The organism is Pseudomonas sp. KBS0707 (assembly GCF_005937945.2).
Lineage (GTDB): Bacteria > Pseudomonadota > Gammaproteobacteria > Pseudomonadales > Pseudomonadaceae > Aquipseudomonas > Aquipseudomonas amygdali.
Map to the genome: position 1 here is coordinate 2,655,502 of NZ_CP041754.1, position 17,374 is coordinate 2,672,875.

14 protein-coding genes and 2 pseudogenes are annotated in these 17,374 nt (G+C 60.3%); 15 read left to right on the forward strand and 1 reads right to left on the reverse strand.

Features of this window, described 5'->3' with window-relative positions:
* Nucleotides 1–107: 107 nt before the first annotated feature.
* From FFH21_RS31040 to FFH21_RS12565, 6 genes and pseudogenes are all read left to right on the forward strand, one after another.
* Nucleotides 108–533 (forward strand): annotated as a pseudogene (locus FFH21_RS31040) (MCP four helix bundle domain-containing protein); the annotation flags it as partial.
* On the forward strand, nucleotides 516–1,685 hold the full coding sequence (locus FFH21_RS12540; protein ID WP_371217801.1) for a methyl-accepting chemotaxis protein: 1,170 nt from the start codon (nucleotides 516–518) through the stop codon (nucleotides 1,683–1,685). The pseudogene FFH21_RS31040 and the gene FFH21_RS12540, both read left to right, overlap by 18 nt.
* 216 nt (nucleotides 1,686–1,901) lie before the next feature.
* On the forward strand, nucleotides 1,902–2,906 hold the full coding sequence (locus FFH21_RS12550) for a sugar ABC transporter substrate-binding protein (protein WP_011168528.1): 1,005 nt from the start codon (nucleotides 1,902–1,904) through the stop codon (nucleotides 2,904–2,906).
* 15 nt (nucleotides 2,907–2,921) lie between these two features.
* Complete coding sequence (locus FFH21_RS12555; protein WP_011168529.1) at nucleotides 2,922–4,493, forward strand: sugar ABC transporter ATP-binding protein; 1,572 nt, start codon at nucleotides 2,922–2,924, stop codon at nucleotides 4,491–4,493.
* On the forward strand, nucleotides 4,480–5,484 hold the full coding sequence (locus FFH21_RS12560; protein ID WP_004665241.1) for an ABC transporter permease: 1,005 nt from the start codon (nucleotides 4,480–4,482) through the stop codon (nucleotides 5,482–5,484). The genes FFH21_RS12555 and FFH21_RS12560 overlap by 14 nt, the downstream gene beginning before the upstream one ends.
* Nucleotides 5,481–6,467, forward strand: a complete 987-nt coding sequence (locus tag FFH21_RS12565; protein ID WP_004665242.1) for an ABC transporter permease — start codon at nucleotides 5,481–5,483, stop codon at nucleotides 6,465–6,467. The genes FFH21_RS12560 and FFH21_RS12565 overlap by 4 nt, the downstream gene beginning before the upstream one ends.
* 9 nt (nucleotides 6,468–6,476) lie before the next feature.
* Here the strand turns inward: FFH21_RS12565 and FFH21_RS12570 are convergent, their stop codons facing one another.
* Entirely contained in the window at nucleotides 6,477–7,715 is a 1,239-nt protein-coding gene (locus tag FFH21_RS12570) for an acyl-CoA dehydrogenase family protein (protein WP_011168530.1), read from the reverse strand.
* A gap of 280 nt (nucleotides 7,716–7,995) precedes the next feature.
* Here FFH21_RS12570 and FFH21_RS12575 point away from each other — a divergent pair.
* From FFH21_RS12575 to FFH21_RS12615, 9 genes and pseudogenes are all read left to right on the forward strand, one after another.
* Nucleotides 7,996–9,098 (forward strand): annotated as a pseudogene (locus FFH21_RS12575) (AMP-binding protein).
* A gap of 5 nt (nucleotides 9,099–9,103) precedes the next feature.
* Nucleotides 9,104–9,898 (forward strand): ABC transporter ATP-binding protein, encoded by a 795-nt coding sequence (locus tag FFH21_RS12580; protein ID WP_029240831.1) that lies wholly within the window; start codon nucleotides 9,104–9,106, stop codon nucleotides 9,896–9,898.
* Nucleotides 9,899–9,901: 3 nt separating this feature from the next.
* Nucleotides 9,902–10,783, forward strand: a complete 882-nt coding sequence (locus FFH21_RS12585; protein WP_005733105.1) for a branched-chain amino acid ABC transporter permease — start codon at nucleotides 9,902–9,904, stop codon at nucleotides 10,781–10,783.
* Between the two features lie 21 nt (nucleotides 10,784–10,804).
* Nucleotides 10,805–11,872 carry a branched-chain amino acid ABC transporter permease gene (locus FFH21_RS12590; RefSeq protein WP_011168533.1) on the forward strand — a complete coding sequence of 356 codons (1,068 nt, stop codon included), beginning with the start codon at nucleotides 10,805–10,807 and terminating at the stop codon, nucleotides 11,870–11,872.
* Between the two features lie 47 nt (nucleotides 11,873–11,919).
* Nucleotides 11,920–13,251, forward strand: coding sequence for an ABC transporter substrate-binding protein (locus FFH21_RS12595; protein ID WP_011168534.1), 1,332 nt, complete (start codon nucleotides 11,920–11,922; stop codon nucleotides 13,249–13,251).
* 5 nt (nucleotides 13,252–13,256) lie between these two features.
* Complete coding sequence (locus FFH21_RS12600; RefSeq protein ID WP_004662489.1) at nucleotides 13,257–14,036, forward strand: ABC transporter ATP-binding protein; 780 nt, start codon at nucleotides 13,257–13,259, stop codon at nucleotides 14,034–14,036.
* Between the two features lie 184 nt (nucleotides 14,037–14,220).
* Nucleotides 14,221–15,435, forward strand: a complete 1,215-nt coding sequence (locus FFH21_RS12605; protein ID WP_004662491.1) for an SfnB family sulfur acquisition oxidoreductase — start codon at nucleotides 14,221–14,223, stop codon at nucleotides 15,433–15,435.
* A 15-nt stretch (nucleotides 15,436–15,450) separates the two neighbouring features.
* Nucleotides 15,451–15,891 carry an acyl-CoA dehydrogenase family protein gene (locus FFH21_RS12610; RefSeq protein ID WP_004662493.1) on the forward strand — a complete coding sequence of 147 codons (441 nt, stop codon included), beginning with the start codon at nucleotides 15,451–15,453 and terminating at the stop codon, nucleotides 15,889–15,891.
* A 4-nt stretch (nucleotides 15,892–15,895) separates the two neighbouring features.
* Nucleotides 15,896–17,296: an LLM class flavin-dependent oxidoreductase gene (locus FFH21_RS12615; RefSeq protein ID WP_011168535.1), complete on the forward strand. Its 1,401-nt coding sequence runs from the start codon at nucleotides 15,896–15,898 to the stop codon at nucleotides 17,294–17,296.
* The last annotated feature ends 78 nt before the right edge of the window (nucleotides 17,297–17,374 follow it).

Below are 17,374 nucleotides of genomic sequence, written 5' to 3' on the forward strand. Positions count from 1 at the left end.
AGCCGATAGAAATGACGGTGCTAATTTATTCGTCAGCCACGGGAAGGGGATTGAGCATGCTGAGACAGCTGAAAATAGCCGCGCGGACCTCCGCCTGCTTTGCGTTGATGGTGGTGCTGGTGTTCGGGCTTGGTATTTTTAGCATTCAGCAATTGCACGGTATTCGTGAGCAATCGCTTGAAATCGAAAACGACGCGCTTCCAGGGATTGCGCTGGGTGACGATATTGCCCTGGCGGTCGAGAAAACCCGCACCACCGTGGCCAAAATGCTTGCCACGCATGATCTTGCGCAGGTAGCTCAGGCTCACAACGAGTTCCTTGAAAGGAAGGCCGGTTTCCAAAAGGCCGTAGAGGCCTACGACCCGCTGATCACCGATGATGAAGAGCGCGCGCTCGTAGAGGGTCTGAAGAGCACTTATCAGGGCTACATCGAGCGTGCCGAAAAGGTCTATACGCTGATCAACGAGAATCAGGCAGAGGCCGGAAGGGCGCTCGTCTGGGGCGAGATGAAGGCCATGGCGGAAAGTATCGAAGCCGCCCTTGGCAAGCTGGAAAAGATCAATGATGACTCCGAAGCCGAATCCAGCGCTGCAGCGACGTCGGTCTATGAAAACGCCCTGATCGTCACTCAGGGGGTTATGTTTCTGACGGTGTTGCTGACCGTATTGCTCGCCTGGCGCCTGACCAAAAGTCTGGCAGTGCCGATCAGTCAGGCGCTGCACAGCTCGGAAACCATTGCTGCGGGCGACCTGCGTCCCAGCGCAATCAACCGTGAGGGCACTGATGAAGCGGCCCTTTTGCTGCAATCGATGGAGCGCATGCGCGGCAATCTGAGCCAGACCCTGACCCAGGTCGGCGATGCCGCTCACCAATTGGCCTCGGCCACAGAGCAAATGAGTGTGCTGATGGTCAACAGCAACGCTGACCTTGTGGTGCAGAACAGCGAGATAGAAATGGCCGCCACCGCCGTTACCGAGATGAGCCAGGCGGTCGACGAAGTAGCGCGAAATGCGGTGGCCACCTCGGAAGAATCCAAAGCCTCTTCGGTGTCGGCCCGCGAAGGTCAGGAAGAGCTCAATCAAACCGTTCAGTCGATCCTTGAACTGACCCGTAATGTCGGCACCGCGTCGGTCGAGGCGCAGGCGCTGGCAACCCGCACGCTGGATATCACCAAGGTCCTGGATGTTATTCGCGCAGTCTCCGAGCAAACCAACCTGCTGGCCCTCAATGCCGCCATCGAGGCGGCACGGGCTGGCGATGCCGGGCGGGGTTTTGCCGTAGTTGCGGACGAAGTTCGCGCGCTGGCTCATCGCACCAGCGAGTCGACCCGTGAGATCGAGACCATGATCGGGCACATCCAGCAGGGCACCAAGAGCACGCTGGTGGCGCTTGAAGTCAGTACCGAGCAGGCCCAACGTACCAAACAGCAGGCCGAGTCGGCCAACGCCGTGCTGGCCAGTATCGCCAGTTCGGTCATGGTCATCGATGAGCGAAATACGGTGATCGCCAGCGCTTCTGAGGAGCAGGCGCTGGTCGCGCGCGAAGTGGATCGCAACCTGGTACGAATCCGTGACTTGTCGGCGCAGTCGGCAGTGCGCACCGGCCAGACCGGCAGCGCCAGCCAGTCGCTGGCCGAGCTGGCGAATGATCTGACCACCACCCTGAGGCAGTTCAAGCTTAGCTGAGCAGTCAGGCATGACCTTGCTGTTGCCCGGACAACAGCGAATCGACAATGTGTTCGCCGCCTTGGGCCTGAAGCGTCGGCTATCAGCCTAGACGCAATTCGGCGCAATAGCCTGCAAGCCAGGCTCTGCGCCGTTGCCAGCGTAACCGCAGGGCTTTGGGCATGACCTGTGCACTGCTGATCAGGATTGTTTTCCTGAGCCAGCGGAGCCACCCGAATGCCTGATGCCGTCCCGATTTTTAAGCCAACCCGCCTGCGTGCATTAGGGCGCGCTCTGGCGCTGACCGTGTTGGCCACCAGCCTTGTCGCGACGGCACATGCCGATGACAGCGATGTACCTTCGCTGGCGGGCAAGCGCATCGCGATCAGCATGACCGGTACCAGTCACTACTTCGATATCAAGACGTTTCAGGCGCAGGTGGATGAGGTCAAGCGCCTGGGCGGCACGCCTATAACGCTTGATGCAGGTCGCAACGACAAGAACCTGGTCAATCAACTGCAGACCGTGGTTACGCAAAAACCCGACGCGGTGATTCAGACCCTGGGCACACTCAGCGTTATCGACCCCTGGCTCAAGCGCATCAGCAAGGCGGGGATTCCACTATTCACCATCGATGCACCTTCGCAATACAGCCTCAACAACACCACCTCGGACAATATTGCCACCGGCAAGGCACTGGCCGGGCAACTGATCAAAGACGCGGGTGGCAAGGGCAACGTGCTGGTATTCAACGGCTTTTATGGTGTGCCGGTGTGTGCCATTCGTTACGGCCAGCTCAAGTTGGCGCTCAAAAATCATCCGGAACTGAAAATCATCGAGCCGGAGTTGCGTGACGTCATTCCCAACACGGTTCAAGACGCTTACTCGCAAGTCTCGGCACTGCTTAACAAGTACCCCAAAGGCAGTGTTTCTGCGATCTGGGCGGCCTGGGACATTCCCCAGCTGGGTGCCAGCAAGGCACTGATCGACGCCGGAAGAACTGAAATCAAGACCTATGGCGTCGACGGCACCCCGGAAGTGCTTGAGCTGATGCGCCTTGAGAACTCGCCGATTGGTGCGGTGGTTGCGCAGCAGCCGGCCCTGATCGGCAAGACCGCGGTGCAGAACGTCGCTCGCTACCTGGCCGGGCAACGCGACCTGCCCAAAGAGACTCAGGTGCCGACCTTGCTGACCACGGCCGCCAACCTGCCGCAAGTGCAGGAACTCAGGGGTGATAACTGACGCAGGAGATCGACCATGAGAGCAGCGATTGCAGACGTTACGAGGGCAACGGCGGCCTTGCACTTGCAGGGTATCAGTAAGCGCTTTGGTGCCACTCAGGCACTGGATGGGGTCAACCTGCGGGTCGAGGCCGGAACGATTCATGGGCTGGTTGGCGAAAACGGCGCAGGCAAGTCAACCCTGATCAAGGTCCTCGCCGGTATTCATCGTGCCGATGCGGGCAGCTTGAGTATTCATGGCCAGCAGTTCGACAGCTTTACTCCGCGCCAGATTGAAGCCACGGGCGTGCATTTCATTCATCAGGAGCGCTTGCTGCCGGGCAGCTTCAGCGTCGGCGAGGCGTTGTTTTTCGGGCAGGAAATCAAGCGCGGTCTGTTCGTCGATCGACGCGCTCAGGAGCGCGAAGCGGCCCGGTTGCTGGATGATTATTTTGCCATGCGCCTGCCGAGCGGGGCGCTGGTACGCGATCTGGACAGCGCGCAGCGACAGATATTGCAGATCACTCGCGCACTGCTGGCCAAACCGCAGGTGCTGGTGTTCGACGAGCCGAGTGTGTCACTGGTCAAACAGGAGGTGGACCGGTTGTTGGCGATTGTCCGGCGCTTGCGCGATGACGGTCTGACCATTGTGTACATCTCCCACTACCTGCAGGAAATCGAATCGTTGTGTGATCAGGTCACCGTGCTGCGCAATGGACGCGATGTGGCGGTGGTTGATCCCGCGCTTGTCAGCACCGCGCAGATCGCCCGGCTGATGGTCAATCGCGACGTGGGTGAGCAATATTTCCGGGCGCAGACGCAGCCCGGCCCGCCAGTGCTTCAATTGAACGGGCTGGGAGCAGGGCGCTTTTACAACGGCGTTGACCTGAGCGTGCGAAGTGGCGAGGTGGTGGGCCTGACCGGGCTGGTCGGCTCGGGTGCCAAGGAACTGCTCAAGAGCCTGTTCGGGCTGCTCAAGCCGGATCGTGGCGACGTGCTGTTGAATGGTCAGCCGTTGGGCCTGAAATCCCCTCGTGATGCGGTGCGCAACGGTATAGCGCTGGTCCCCGAAGAGCGCCGCACGCATGGCGTAGCGCCAGTGCTTTCGGTGCTGGAGAACATTACCCTGGCCAGCCTCGGGCGCTTCAGCCGCTGGGGATTGCTCGACGGTGCTGCGCAGTCAAGGGAAAGCCAGCGTCTGATCGGTGAACTGGCGATCAAGACCTCAGGCCATGATGCGGCGGTTCAATTGCTCAGCGGTGGCAACCAGCAAAAGGTCGCCCTGGCCAAGTGGCTGAGTCGACACTCGACGTTGTACCTGCTGGATGAGCCCAGTGTGGGTGTCGACATTGGTGCCAAGGTGGAAATCTACCGGCTGATTGCCCGGCTGGCTGAAGGCGGTGCAGCAGTGCTGGTGCTGTCGTCGGACCTGCCGGAACTGATCGGCATCACCCAGCGCATTGTGGTGCTGCACAGGGGGCGTATTGCGGGCGAATTCGATTCGTCGAGCACCGACAGTGACCAGTTGCTGGCCTGCGCCACCGGTGCCAGCGAAAGCCGTCATGACGGTAAAAATACTCTCCAGGAGACCCGCCATGTCCACGCTTGAAACATCAGTCATTCAGGTCGGCGATCCCTCGCAACGCTGGCTGGTACGGCTGGCACAGCGCGGTTCGTTACTGGTATTTCTGGCGATACTGCTGGGCTTTGCGGTCAGCGCGCCCAACTTTCTCAGCATCGGCAACATCAGCAACGTGTTCGCCCAGTCAGCCGTGCTGGGCATATTGGCGCTGGGCCTGACATGTGTGGTTATCGGTGGCGGCTCCAACGTTGTCAGCGGAGGGCTGGACCTCTCGCTGGCGGCCAATCTCGGTCTGTGCGCAGCCGTTTACAGCAGTCTGAACAACGTCGGTTTCGAAGCCTGGCAAGCGATTGGTTTGACGCTCGCCTGTGGTCTGCTGGTTGGCGCGCTCAATGGTCTGGCAGTGGTGTTATTACGCTTGCCGCCGTTGCTGGCGACGCTTGCGAGCATGAATTTGATTGCAGGTCTGGAGCTGGTGCTGACCCAGAACACCGTACTGGCTACCGATTCCGCGCTGCTGGACAGTCTGGCTTCCGGCGCCTGGCTGGGCATTCCGGCGCTGGCGTGGGTGTTGCTGAGTGTTGCAGCGCTGTTGTGGCTGCTGATTCAGCACAGCGCGTTTGGCCTGCGCCTGTATGCCATCGGTGAATACCCGCAAGCGGCAACTGCTGCCGGCCTGAATCTGCAGGGCCATGTGTTCGCCAGCTACCTGATTGCCGGTGGCTGCGCCGCCATTGCGGCGTTCTGCTCTGCTGCATTTTTCAGTGGCAGCACCACCGGCTCCGGCGACATGCTGCTTTCAGTGGTGGCGATTGCCTTTCTCGGTGTGGTGTTCTCGCGGCGCCTGACCGCCAACATTCCTGGCACCTTGCTGGCGACGTTGCTGCTGGGTTTTCTGATCAATGGCTTTCAATTGCTGAACATCTCCAATTTCTGGGTCAATGGCGTTCAAGGCGTGCTGATCCTGCTGGTGGTGGCATTTTCCGGGGCGCTGGGCCGCCGGGAGGGTGAACAATGAATACGCTGACCCTGAACACTTCTTCAACACTGGTGAAATTCCTGCCGCGCCTTTTGCCTGCGGTCCTGCCGCTGTTGGTGCTGATCATCCTGCTGTTTTTCGCCATCAATGCACCGGGATTTCTGAGCTGGGGCAACCTGTCGAGCCTGGTGCTGAATAATTTTGTGTTGCTGGCCATTGTGGCCGTCGGTATGACCTGGGCAGTTGCTGCCGGCGGCATCGATCTGTCGGTGGGAACAGCGCTGGACTTTGCCAGCCTCGGCTTTGTCGTCACGCTCAATGGCGGCCACGGTCTGGGTGCGGCCATCGCGGTGGCCTTGTTGGCAGGCGGCGCGGCGGGCGCGTTTAATGCGACGCTGATCGCCGGGCTGCGTATTTCGCCGTTTCTGGCGACGCTGGGTACATTGTTTATCGGCACCAGCGTGCAGCAGCTGTTATCCGACGGTGGTCAACCTATCTACATCGCTCAGGGCGCGTTGCCGGGCATTAGCGGTGTACTGATTCTGGGCGTGCCATTGCCTCTGGTGGTGGTCGGGGTGCTGGCAGGGTTTTACGGGCTGGTGCTGGCGCGTGGCCGTTTGGGGCGGGAAATGCTTGCGCTGGGGACGCAGCCGCAGTTGGCGTATTACTCAGGGCTTTCTACCCGGCGCATCGCCGTACAGGTGTTTGTCGCCAGCGCTCTGGCCTGCGCGGTCGCCGGTATCCTGCTCAGTTCCACGGTCAACGCCTACGTGCCGATGTCGGGCAATGCCTACCTGATCAACGCCATTGGCGCGGTGTTCATCGGCACGACGCTGAGTCGCCATGGGCGTGCCAACATTGTCGGGACGTTATTGGGCGTGCTGTTCATCAACGTCATCGCCAATGGTTTGTTGTTGATCGGCTGGAACTTCTATTGGCAGCAGGTAGCGACTGGGGTGCTGATCTTTCTGGTGCTGGCGTTCAGCTTTGCCAGTCGCCACCTGTTGCGTAACGCGGCGTAACCTTACGCCTCAGGCTTTGCCGGTACCGCTGCCGATATGCCAGACAAAAGGCGGCTCGGTACCATTGATGCGCCAGTCACCGACAATGCGCGCCTTGTAAATCAGCGGATTGTGCGATGCCGCTGTGCGCGCATTACGCCAGTGGCGATCCAGCGCCTTGTTGACGCTGACGCCTGACGCGCCCAGCGCATTGAACAGCTCGGTGGCAGAGCGCAGCACCAGTTCCGACACAATGACCTGCGCCTTGGCAGTCTCGATTTCCGCGGCAATGTTGGCGTCTTTTTCCTGCTGTGGATTATTGCCGAAGCGTGCCACATAAGCGCGTTGCAAAGGCTCGGCAGAACGCAGGGTGGCCGCTTCGGCGGCGTAGACCTGAGAGGAGATCTGCCCGACCACTTGCTGCACCTGTGAGTCCTGGCTGACGCTGCCCGCATTGCCGTGGCTGAAGATGCGCTTGCGGTCGCGCACTTCATGCGCGATGTCGCGTTCGACGGCTCGGCCAATACCTGCCAGCACCGCCAGCAGCACCAGCTGATAGAACGCCGTCTGGTATTTGAAACGCTGCTCGAACGGGATGACATGTGTGGCAGGCAGCGGCACATTGTCGTACACCGAGGTGCCACTGCCGGTGGTGCGCTGGCCAAACCCGTCCCAGTCGTCACTGTGACGCACGCCTGCGTGCCTGGCATCCACCACCGCAATCACATCGGCTACAGTGTCGGCGCGCTGGGCGTAGACATCGATCCAGTCGGCGAAAATGCTACCGGTGCTGTAAAACTTGGTGCCGTTGAGCACGAAGCCATCGCCCTGAGGGCTGACTTTGGTTATCACATCGCCGATTTTCACTGCACCGACCTCGGTCCAGCCATTGCCGACCAGATCCCCGGCCACGAAGCGTGCAAACCACGTGTCACGGTCGGTGCCGGGTGGTGCGTTCAAGCGGTCCTCGACAAAGGCGAAATGCGCTCGCAAGGCTTGCGGAATGTTCGAGTCGGCTTCGGCCAGTTCTATCAGCAGTTGAAACAGCTGGCTCACCGAAGCGCCCGCACCGCCGTATTCGACGGGTACCCGCACAGCGCCGAAACCGGCTTTCTTCAACCAGGCAATCGGTTCATAGGGCAGGGCGCGGGCTTTCTCGCGTTCGACGTTGCCAGCGCCGATCTCGCGGAAAATCGGCCGGAACCGGTTGGCCAGAGTTTCGTAATCGGTGCCCAGCGAGAGAGGGTTTGAGCCGGTTGATTGAGTCATGCGGTACTCCTGAACGCGAAGAGATCGGCACATGGGCCGGGTGGGTTCGTGCATATCTCTGCATGCTTTATGCCTGAATATAACTATCTGATTTTTATATATTTTATTTTAATTGGCGGATTCATCTGTTGTCCGGGCAACAGCCGCGCAACAGCTTGTCTGCAAACCGCACAGTGATAAAACTCATTCAGGCGTTGCAACCTATTGATACTAATAAGGTTGTTAGACTGGCACGCTCGCTGCTATGGCTTCATCGATTCTTTATCGACGGAAGCGCAACATGTGCGACTCATTGCCCCAGGCGCTGCTACAGCAGGCTCAAAGCCGCCCTGAACAGACGGCCTTGCGTTACAAGCAATTCGGTATCTGGCAGAAACGTAGCTGGGGCGAGCTGGCCATTGACGTCAGAAGCTTGGCTGCTGCCTTGAAGGGCGTCGGGTTCGGCCCGGCCGACAGGCTGTTCATTATCAGCGAGGCGCGAGCCGAAGCGTTGTTGTTGTTGACGCTGGCGGCGCACTGGCTTGGGGGCAGCGTCAGCCTGCTCGACCCGGCGCTGGATAACCGCGCATGGCTGGCAGGCCAGTCCCCGGAGTTTGCAGTGGTCGACGGGCTGGAAGCGCTTCTCCAGGTGCGCGTCGCCTCACCGGGCATCGTCGTGTTGCTGGACAAGCGCGGCCTGACTGAGGCTGATGACAGCGGGGTGATCGACTATGCCCGACTGCTGGACGGACCGGCTGGCAACGTTGCCGATCCGCGCCAGAGCCGGGCTGCGGCCTTTGTCTTTCCCGCTGTCGACTGGCAGCCGGACCTGCAGTTGAGTCATGCAGTTCTGCTTTCGGACGCAAGGCAATTGGCGCAAAGGCATGCGCTTTCCAGCCAGGATCAGGCATTGGCCGCCAGAGTGTTTGCCGCCAGCGGGCAGGCGCGCTATCTGTTGGCACCCTGGCTGGTTGCCGGGTTTTGCCTGAATTTTCCCGAGGCCCTTGGCACTCGCGACAACGACCGTCGCGAACTGGGGCCCACCCTGGTGCTGGGCACTCGCGAGTCCTACGCACGTCTGGAACTCTGGGTCAGGGAGCGCTTGCCGCTGCCAGGCAGCATCAGCCACCGGCTTTATCAATGGGCGATGGCTCCTGCTCCGGGTGCCGTGCGGCGCTGGCTGGGTTACTGGTTGATTCGCCGCCCGCTGCTGGACGTGTTGGGCATGAGTCGGCTGGCTAAACCATTGCTGGCAGGGATGCGCTGACGCCACAGAGCGAAGCGTTTTTTACGGCGCTGGGTATCAGGCCAATCAGGTTGGGGGCAGCGAGCCAGGCCAATCAGCCGCAAGAACCGGCAGATGATATGCCGCATGCGCCAGCACTACTGGGTGTGCCGTCTTGAATGCGCTGGCGCCTGTGGCGCTGTTGGAACTTGAAGATATTTCCTTATCTTTCAAAGGGGTTAAAGCTGTTACCTCAATCAGTTTCTCGGTGGCTACAGGCGAGATCTGCGCATTGATAGGCCCCAATGGTGCGGGCAAGAGTTCGCTGCTCAACGTCATCAATGGCGTGTATCAGGCGCAAAGCGGCTCCATCACTTATGCCGGCCAGACGCGCCGCCGGATGCGTCCGCACCAGGCGGCCGAGGGCGGTATCGCCCGTACTTTTCAGAATATCGCCTTGTTCAAGGGCATGAGTGTGCTGGACAACGTGTTGACCGGGCGCAATCTCAAACGGCGCAGTACCTGGCTTGAGCAGATGCTGCGCATCGGTCGGGCACCTGCCGAAGACGACGAACAACGCCGGCATGCCGAGCGGGTGATTGAGTTTCTGCGCATCCACCCGTGGCGCCATGCACTGGTGGGCAAACTTTCCTATGGCCTGCAAAAACGTGTCGAACTGGCCCGCGCCCTGGCGGCGGAACCGCGTCTGCTGTTGCTGGACGAGCCGATGGCCGGAATGAATGCCGAAGAGAAGCACGAGATGAGTCAGTTCATCCGCGATATCAATCGTGAGCTGGGCGTCACTGTGGTGCTGATCGAGCACGACATCGGTGTGGTGATGGGCCTCAGCGACCATGTGGTGGTGCTGGATTACGGTCGCAAGATCGGGGACGGCACACCCGCGCAGGTTCGCGCCAACCCTCAGGTAATCGCTGCGTATCTCGGCACGCGTCGTTCGTCTTCGGTCGGGAAACCATAAACCATGGAATTCTTCTTTGAAGTGCTGATCGGCGGGCTGTTGGCAGGTGTCATGTACTCGCTGGTGGCGATTGGGTTTGTGCTGATCTACAAGGCGTCGGGGGTGTTCAACTTCGCTCAGGGCGCGATGGTGCTGTTCGCGGCGCTGACGTTTGTCAGCCTGCTGGAGCGGGGTGTGCCATTTTTCTGGGCGTTTCTGGCAACGCTGGCCAGCATGGTGGTGCTGGCGCTGTTGATCGAAAGAATGGTTCTGCGCCCACTGGTCAATCGTCCACCGATCATTCTGTTCATGGCCACCCTTGGCCTGTCGTACATGATCGAAGGCCTGGCCCAGGCGCTGTGGGGGGCGCAGGTTCACGGCCTTGAGCTGGGCATCCCTGACGAGCCACTGGAAATTCGCGGCATGTTGCTCTCGCAGTTCGACCTGTTCGCTGCGGGCACGGCTGCGGCGCTGGTGATTGCCCTGTCGTTGCTGTTCAACCGTACTCGTATCGGTCTGTCGTTGCGTGCAGTGGCGGACGACCCATTGGCCTCGCTGGCCGTGGGTATCCGTTTGCCACGCATCTGGGCGGTGGTCTGGGCCGTGGCCGGGTTTGTCGGACTGGTGGCCGGGCTGCTCTGGGGGGCGCGGCTGGGGGTGCAGTTTTCCCTGTCACTGGTGGTGCTTAAGGCGCTGCCGGTGTTGATCATTGGCGGTTTTTCCTCGATAGGCGGCGCGATTGTCGGCGGTCTGATCATCGGCGCAGCCGAGAAGCTGGCCGAGATTTACCTGGGGCCGATCATCGGCAGCGGTATCGAAAACTGGGTGCCGTATGTGCTGGCGCTGTTGTTTCTGCTGGTTCGTCCTGCCGGCCTGTTCGGCGAGCGGGCGATAGAGCGCGTCTGACTTTAATCAAGGATCAATGCCATGCTTTATCGAGAAACCGGACAACTGGCGAGTAGCTACGCGGATGAACGCCGGGTGTTTCGTCTGCGCCAGGACCGCATCGGACTGTGGAGCCTGTTGGTATTCGCTTTTATCGCAGTGCCGTTGCTGGGTAACGATTACTGGTTCAGCGCGATCCTGATTCCGTTTCTGGTGCTGTCGCTGGCGGGGCTGGGGCTGAACCTGTTAACCGGTTACGCCGGGCAGTTATCGCTGGGCTCGGCTGCGTTTATGGCGGTGGGTGCTTTCGCTGCTTATAACCTGCAACTGCGCGTGCCGGGCATGCCGTTGCTGCTCGGTTTCGCGCTGGGTGGGCTGGTGTCTGCGCTGGTGGCGTTGCTGTTCGGGCTGCCCAGCCTGCGGATCAAGGGCTTCTACCTGCTGGTTTCGACACTCGCCGCACAGTTTGTGGTCGAGTGGGTGTTGACCCGCTTCAGCTGGTTCACCAACGACAATGCGTCGGGCGTGATCACCTCGCCGCCACTGATCATCGCCGGGGTGAATTTCAGCTCGCCGCAAGGCCGCTACCTGTTGACGCTTGGGCTGGTAGTGCTGCTTTTCTGGCTGGCGAGAAATCTGCTTCGCGGGGAGCTGGGCCGCAACTGGATGGCCGTGCGCGATATGGACACCGCCGCTGCGGTAATCGGCATTCGCCTGTTCAAGGCCAAACTTCTGGCATTCGCCATCAGCGGTTTCTATCTGGGCGTCGCTGGCTCGCTGTGGGCGTTCGCTTATCTGGGCATGGTCGAGCCGCATGGTTTTGACCTGAACCGGTCATTCCAGATTCTGTTCATCATCATTATCGGCGGGCTGGGCAGTGTGCAAGGCAACTTCCTTGGCGCAGCGTTCATCGTGCTGTTCCCGATTCTGCTCGGCAACCTCAGCGCCTTGTTGCCGGTCGGCCTGATCGATTCCGGGCAACTGGAAAACATTCAGAAAATGCTTTTCGGCGCCTTGATCATCGCTTTTCTGATCAAGGAGCCCGAAGGGCTGGCGCGTCTCTGGCTGCGCTTTCGTCAGCGCGCACGCGTCTGGCCGCTGCGCTATTGACTGGTTACTCACTCACAAAAACCTCGTGTACCTCAAGGAATGCGCCTATGAAACACCGAAAATCCCTGTTGCGTCTGGCCCTCGGTATGGCCCTGCTGGGGTGTGGCCTGGCTACCACGGCACAGGCTGCCAACGAGCAGTATTTCCCGCTGCAGAGCTACCGGGTTGGCCCTTATGATGCGGGCGGCACCGGGTTTTTCGGTGGTTTCATCGACTACCTGCAATACGTCAATGCCAACGGTGGGGTCAATGGCGTCAAGTTGACCTGGTCGGAGTGCGAAACCGAATACGTGGTGGAGAAGGGCGTCGAGTGCTACGAGCGTCTCAAGGGCGGGCTTAACGGTGCGCCGGCTGCGGCGACCAATCCGCTTTCCGTCGGCATCGCCTACGCCACGCTGGAGCGCTCTACTGCCGACAAACTTCCGCTGATCACCATCAACCACGGACGCACTGATTCCACAGACGGCAGTGTCTTTCCCTATGTGTTTCCGCTGCAGTTGAACCCGTACTCCGAAGTGTCGGCCATCGTCAATTACATCGGTCAGCGTGAAGGCGGCCTGGCGTCGCTCAAGGGCAAGAAAATCGCGGTGCTGTATCACGGCTCGCCTTATGGCAAGGAAACCAATGGTGTACTGGAAACCCTGGCAAAAAATTACGGCTTCGAGCTGACCACCCTGGAAGTACCGCACCCCGGTAACGAACAGCAATCGCAATGGCTGAACATTCGTCGCCTCAAGCCCGACTGGGTGATCCTGCGTGGTTGGGGGGTGATGAATCCGGTGGCGCTGAAGTCGGCGCAGAAGGTTGGCTTTCCGGTGGATCACATCATTGGCAACATCTGGAGCAATTCCGAGGAAGACGTGATTCCCGCAGGGGCAGCCGCCAAGGGCTTCATTTCTATCACCACGCACCCCTCCGGGACCGACTTCCCGGTGCTGCAAGGCATCAAGACGGCGGTGCTCGACAAGGGGCAGGGCAACCTGGCCGACCCCAAAAGTTTTGGCACCGTGTATTACAACCTGGGTGTGGTGAACGGCATCCTCAATGTCGAAGCGCTGCGCATTGCACAGGCCCGATTCGGCAATAAGCCACTGACTGGCGAGCAGGTGCGCTGGGGGTTCGAGCATTTGAACCTTGACGACGCACGCTTGCAGGCGCTGGGTGCCAAAGGGCTGGTACAGCCATTGGAGCTGTCGTGCGCTGACCACGAAGGCGGTGGTGCGGTGCGCTTTCAGCAATGGGACGGCCAGCGCTGGAACCTGATCAGCGACTGGATACAGGCTGATCGTGCCTTGTTGCGGCCCATCATCGAGGCATCTGCTGCGCAGTACGCCAAGGAAAAAGGCATTACCCCGCGCGATTGCAGCAAGGAGCAGTAAACCCGATGAGCCTGATCCCGCATGCTGCGCCCGCTGCCGAAACCATTCTGTCGGTGGAGCAGGTCGAGGTGTTCTACGAGCAATCCATCCTCGCGTTGCGCGGGATCAGTCTGCAGGTTCGGCAGGGTCAGATCGTGGCCTTGCTGGGGGCCAATGGCGCGGGCAAAAGCACCACGCTCAAGGCCATTTCCAGACTGGTGCGTGCCGAGCGGGGCGAGGTGGTCAGTGGCCGGATTCACTACCAGGGCCTGCCAGTCACCCATTCCGATCCTTCGGCACTGGTCAAAAACGGTCTGGCGCAGGTGCTGGAAGGTCGACACTGCTTCACCCACTTGAGTGTCGAGCAGAACCTGCTGATCGGCGCTTTTGTGTCGCGACCATCACGGGCCGAAATCAAGGCCAGGCTGGAGAGGGTCTACAGCTACTTCCCCAGGCTGCGCCTGCTGCGTAAACGGCTGACCGGCTATACGTCGGGCGGTGAACAGCAGATGGTCGCCATCGGCCGGGCATTGATGTCCCAGCCTCGTTTACTGCTGCTCGACGAGCCTTCCATGGGCCTCGCTCCGCAGGTAGTCGAGGAAATTTTTGACACGCTGGCGCGGCTCAATCGCGAGGCGGGGCTGAGCCTGCTGGTGGCCGAGCAGAATATCAATCTGACCCTGGAATACGCGCACTTCGGTTATGTGCTGGAGAACGGCCGGGTGGTGGGCTCAGGGACTGCGCAGGAACTGGCCGGGAGTGACGATATCCAGAACTTCTATCTGGGCACAGCGACTCAAGCGTGAATCCCCGCTGTTCGCCCAGCAACAGTGTTCGGACATTTTGTTCTGCGGGGCACCGCCAAGAATCTTAAATCTAATGCAAGCGACTGTTTTAAAAGAAAAATAATTTACGGCACGGGCTGTGCACTGTTCAAGGTCAAGCGTGTTGAGTGTTTTCAACCTGTCGCCAACGAGCAGGAGCCAGCCCATGAGTAACCCACTCTCAATTCCACCTGCAGCACCGCCCAGAGCACATGTCATCGCTTCCGATGCCGAAGCCATCGAAGTCGCCACAGCACTGGCCAGCCGGTTTGCCGAGGAAGCGTCGCTGCGTGATCGCGAACGCCGTCTGCCGGTCGCCGAGCTGGATGAGTTTTCCGCCAGCGGACTGTGGGCCATTACAGTGCCCAAAGCCTATGGCGGTGCAGGCGTTTCCTACGTCACCGTTGCGCAAGTGATCAAGATCATTTCTGCCGCCGACTCTTCGCTCGGGCAGATCCCGCAGAACCATCTGGGCGTGCTCGATATCCTGCTGCAGACCGGTACCGAGGAGCAGAAGCGCCACTATTTCGGCAAGGCGCTGGCCGGTTACCGCTTCGGTAATGCGTTCTCCGAGTCGAAAAGCAAGAACGCCGGAGCCTTCCAGACCCGTATCCGCTTCGATGGCGAGCACGCGGTGCTGGACGGTGAAAAGTTTTACTGCACCGGCGCGCTGTTCGCGCACATCGTGCCAGTGGCCGGGGTCAACGAGAAAAATCAGGCCTTCATCGCGTTCGTCGAGCGCGACAATCCGGGCCTGACGATCATCGACAACTGGGACGGTTTCGGCCAGCGCACCACCGCCAGCGGCGGGGCAGTCCTGAACGCTGTCCGCGTGCCGTCAAGCGCGGTGATACCTGCGCACCGGGCCTTCGATGAGCCGACTGCCGACGGGCCGATTTCGCAGATCATTCAGGCGGCGGTGGACACCGGCATCGCCCACGGCGCCTTCGAGGAAACCCTCAAGCACGCACGACTGGCGCGGCCATGGATCGACAGCAAGCAGGATTTCGGCTGGCAGGACCCGTTCAGCATCGCCACCATCGGCGACTTGCAGTGGCGGCTGCATGGCACCGACGCGATTCTCGCCAAGGCCGGGCAGGCCATTGACCATGCCTTGGCCGAACCCAGTGAGGCCAGCGTCGCGCAAGCATCAGTGATCGTCGCGCAGGCCAAGGTGCTGTCGGCACAGATTGCCTTGCTCGCCAGCAGCCAGCTGTTCGAACTGGCTGGCACCCGTTCGGTGCTGGGCAAACTCAATCTGGACCGTTACTGGCGCAATGCGCGCACCCACACCCTGCATGACCCGGCACGCTGGAAATATCACCTGATCGGTAATCAGGTGCTCAACGGCATTGCACCGCCACGCCATGCCTGGAACTGATCAAGGAGTACGCCCATGACGCATCCCGCTATTACCGCACAACTGAAGGTCGCCGCCGAAGACCTTGGTCAGGCGCGCGAAGGCTTGCAAGACACCCTCGATTACCTGCGTGAGCACGCTCAGCCATGGCCGCTCAGTGACCTGCAGCGCATTGTCGATGACCCCTATGTGATCAGCAAAGTCGGAGATCTGCAGATTCGTCTGGAGGTTGCCGCCGCGCTGCTGGAGCGTGCCCAAAGGCTGGATGGCTCTTCCGAGCAGCGCCTTGTCGCCAGCAGCGAGGCGGTCATCGCCAGTGCCGATGCATTGCAGGCGGTGGGCAATATTCAGTACGAACTGACCGGCAAACGTTTGTCATTGCCTGCCCCGACCGGTCGTGAACCGCTGCGCTGGCACTATCAGGTTATCGGCAATCAACGCCTCAATGGCGTGGTTCCGCCGCAGCTTCAGGAGTAAGTGTATGTCTCGTCAGATTCGTCTCAACGCCTTCGACATGAACTGCGTCGGCCATCAATCGCCTGGCCTCTGGGCTCATCCTCGTGATCGCTCCTGGCAGTACAAGGACCTGGAATACTGGACCGATCTGGCCAGAATTCTTGAGCGCGGCAAGTTCGATGGGTTGTTCATTGCCGACGTGCTGGGCATTTACGATGTTTATCGCGGTAACGGTGAGGCGGCCATTCGCCAGGCCACGCAGGTGCCGGTCAACGACCCGTTGCAGCTCATCCCGCCCATGGCGCTGGTGACCGAACATTTGGGCTTCGGCCTGACCGCGTCGCTGTCGTTCGAACATCCTTATCCGTTTGCCCGACGTCTGTCGACGCTCGATCACCTGACCAAGGGCCGCGCAGGCTGGAATATCGTCACGTCGTATCTGGAGAGCGGCGCGAAGAACCTGGGGCAGAAAACCCTTACCGAGCACGATGCGCGCTATGACTATGCCGAGGAGTATCTGGAGGTTTGTTACAAACTCTGGGAAGGCAGTTGGGAGGAGGGCGCGATTCTGCGTGATCGCGAGCGTCGGGTATTCAGTGACCCCGGCAAGATCCACGAGATTCGTCATGTTGGCAAACACTTCCAGGTGCCGGGTATCCACCTGTGCGAGCCGTCGCCGCAACGTACGCCGGTGCTCTATCAGGCTGGGGCTTCAAGCCGCGGCAAGCAGTTCGCCGCCGAGCACGCCGAATGCGTTTTTGTGGCCGCACCCTCCAAGGTTCTACTGAAAAAGACCGTGGCCGATATCCGTCGCCGCACCGCCGAGGCCGGTCGTGACCCCTCCAGTGTGCTGATTTTCAACTTGCAGACGGTGATCCTTGGTGAAACGGACGCCAAGGCCAAGGCCAAGTTTGAAGAATACAAAAGCTGGGTCAGTTATGAAGGCGCGATTGCGTTGATTTCCGGCTGGACCGGCATCGACTTCAGCCAGTTCAAGCCTGATGAGCCGCTTCGGCATGTGCACACCAACGCCATTCAGTCGGCAGTCGAGACCTTTTCCACTGCTGACCCGAATACGGTGTGGACGCCGCAGGCGCTGGCCGACTGGGTCGGTATCGGCGGTTTCGGCCCGCTGTTTGTCGGCAGCCCGGAAACCGTGGCCGACCTGCTCCAGGAGTGGGTTGAAGAAACCGACGTGGACGGCTTCAACCTGGCCTACGCGCTGACCCATGAAACGTTCATCGATGCGGTGGACCTGCTGGTGCCGGAACTTCAGAAACGCGGCGTCTACAAGACCGAATATGCCAAAGGCACCCTGCGCGAAAAGCTGTTCGGCGAAGGACCGCGCCTGGAAGCGGGGCACCCGGGCGCTGCCTTTCGCGACCTCGCTGCACTAAATCGCGCTCGCCAAACGGAGAGTGCCTAAACGTTTGACGACTGTCGTTGCCCAGATGGCGCGGCGCAAATCTGTGACGCGGAGCATCACGAACGGCATTCCCACGCT

Bases quoted from the DNA above. Each gene is read 5' to 3' on its own strand.
- FFH21_RS12540 (WP_371217801.1), top strand. From the start codon at position 516: ATGGCGGAAAGTATCGAAGCCGCCCTTGGCAAGCTGGAAAAGATCAAT.
- FFH21_RS12550 (WP_011168528.1), top strand. From the start codon at position 1,902: ATGCCTGATGCCGTCCCGATTTTTAAGCCAACCCGCCTGCGTGCATTA.
- FFH21_RS12555 (WP_011168529.1), top strand. From the start codon at position 2,922: ATGAGAGCAGCGATTGCAGACGTTACGAGGGCAACGGCGGCCTTGCAC.
- FFH21_RS12560 (WP_004665241.1), top strand. From the start codon at position 4,480: ATGTCCACGCTTGAAACATCAGTCATTCAGGTCGGCGATCCCTCGCAA.
- FFH21_RS12565 (WP_004665242.1), top strand. From the start codon at position 5,481: ATGAATACGCTGACCCTGAACACTTCTTCAACACTGGTGAAATTCCTG.
- FFH21_RS12570 (WP_011168530.1), bottom strand. From the start codon at position 7,715: ATGACTCAATCAACCGGCTCAAACCCTCTCTCGCTGGGCACCGATTAC.
- FFH21_RS12585 (WP_005733105.1), top strand. From the start codon at position 9,902: ATGGAATTCTTCTTTGAAGTGCTGATCGGCGGGCTGTTGGCAGGTGTC.
- FFH21_RS12590 (WP_011168533.1), top strand. From the start codon at position 10,805: ATGCTTTATCGAGAAACCGGACAACTGGCGAGTAGCTACGCGGATGAA.
- FFH21_RS12595 (WP_011168534.1), top strand. From the start codon at position 11,920: ATGAAACACCGAAAATCCCTGTTGCGTCTGGCCCTCGGTATGGCCCTG.
- FFH21_RS12600 (WP_004662489.1), top strand. From the start codon at position 13,257: ATGAGCCTGATCCCGCATGCTGCGCCCGCTGCCGAAACCATTCTGTCG.
- FFH21_RS12605 (WP_004662491.1), top strand. From the start codon at position 14,221: ATGAGTAACCCACTCTCAATTCCACCTGCAGCACCGCCCAGAGCACAT.
- FFH21_RS12610 (WP_004662493.1), top strand. From the start codon at position 15,451: ATGACGCATCCCGCTATTACCGCACAACTGAAGGTCGCCGCCGAAGAC.
- FFH21_RS12615 (WP_011168535.1), top strand. From the start codon at position 15,896: ATGTCTCGTCAGATTCGTCTCAACGCCTTCGACATGAACTGCGTCGGC.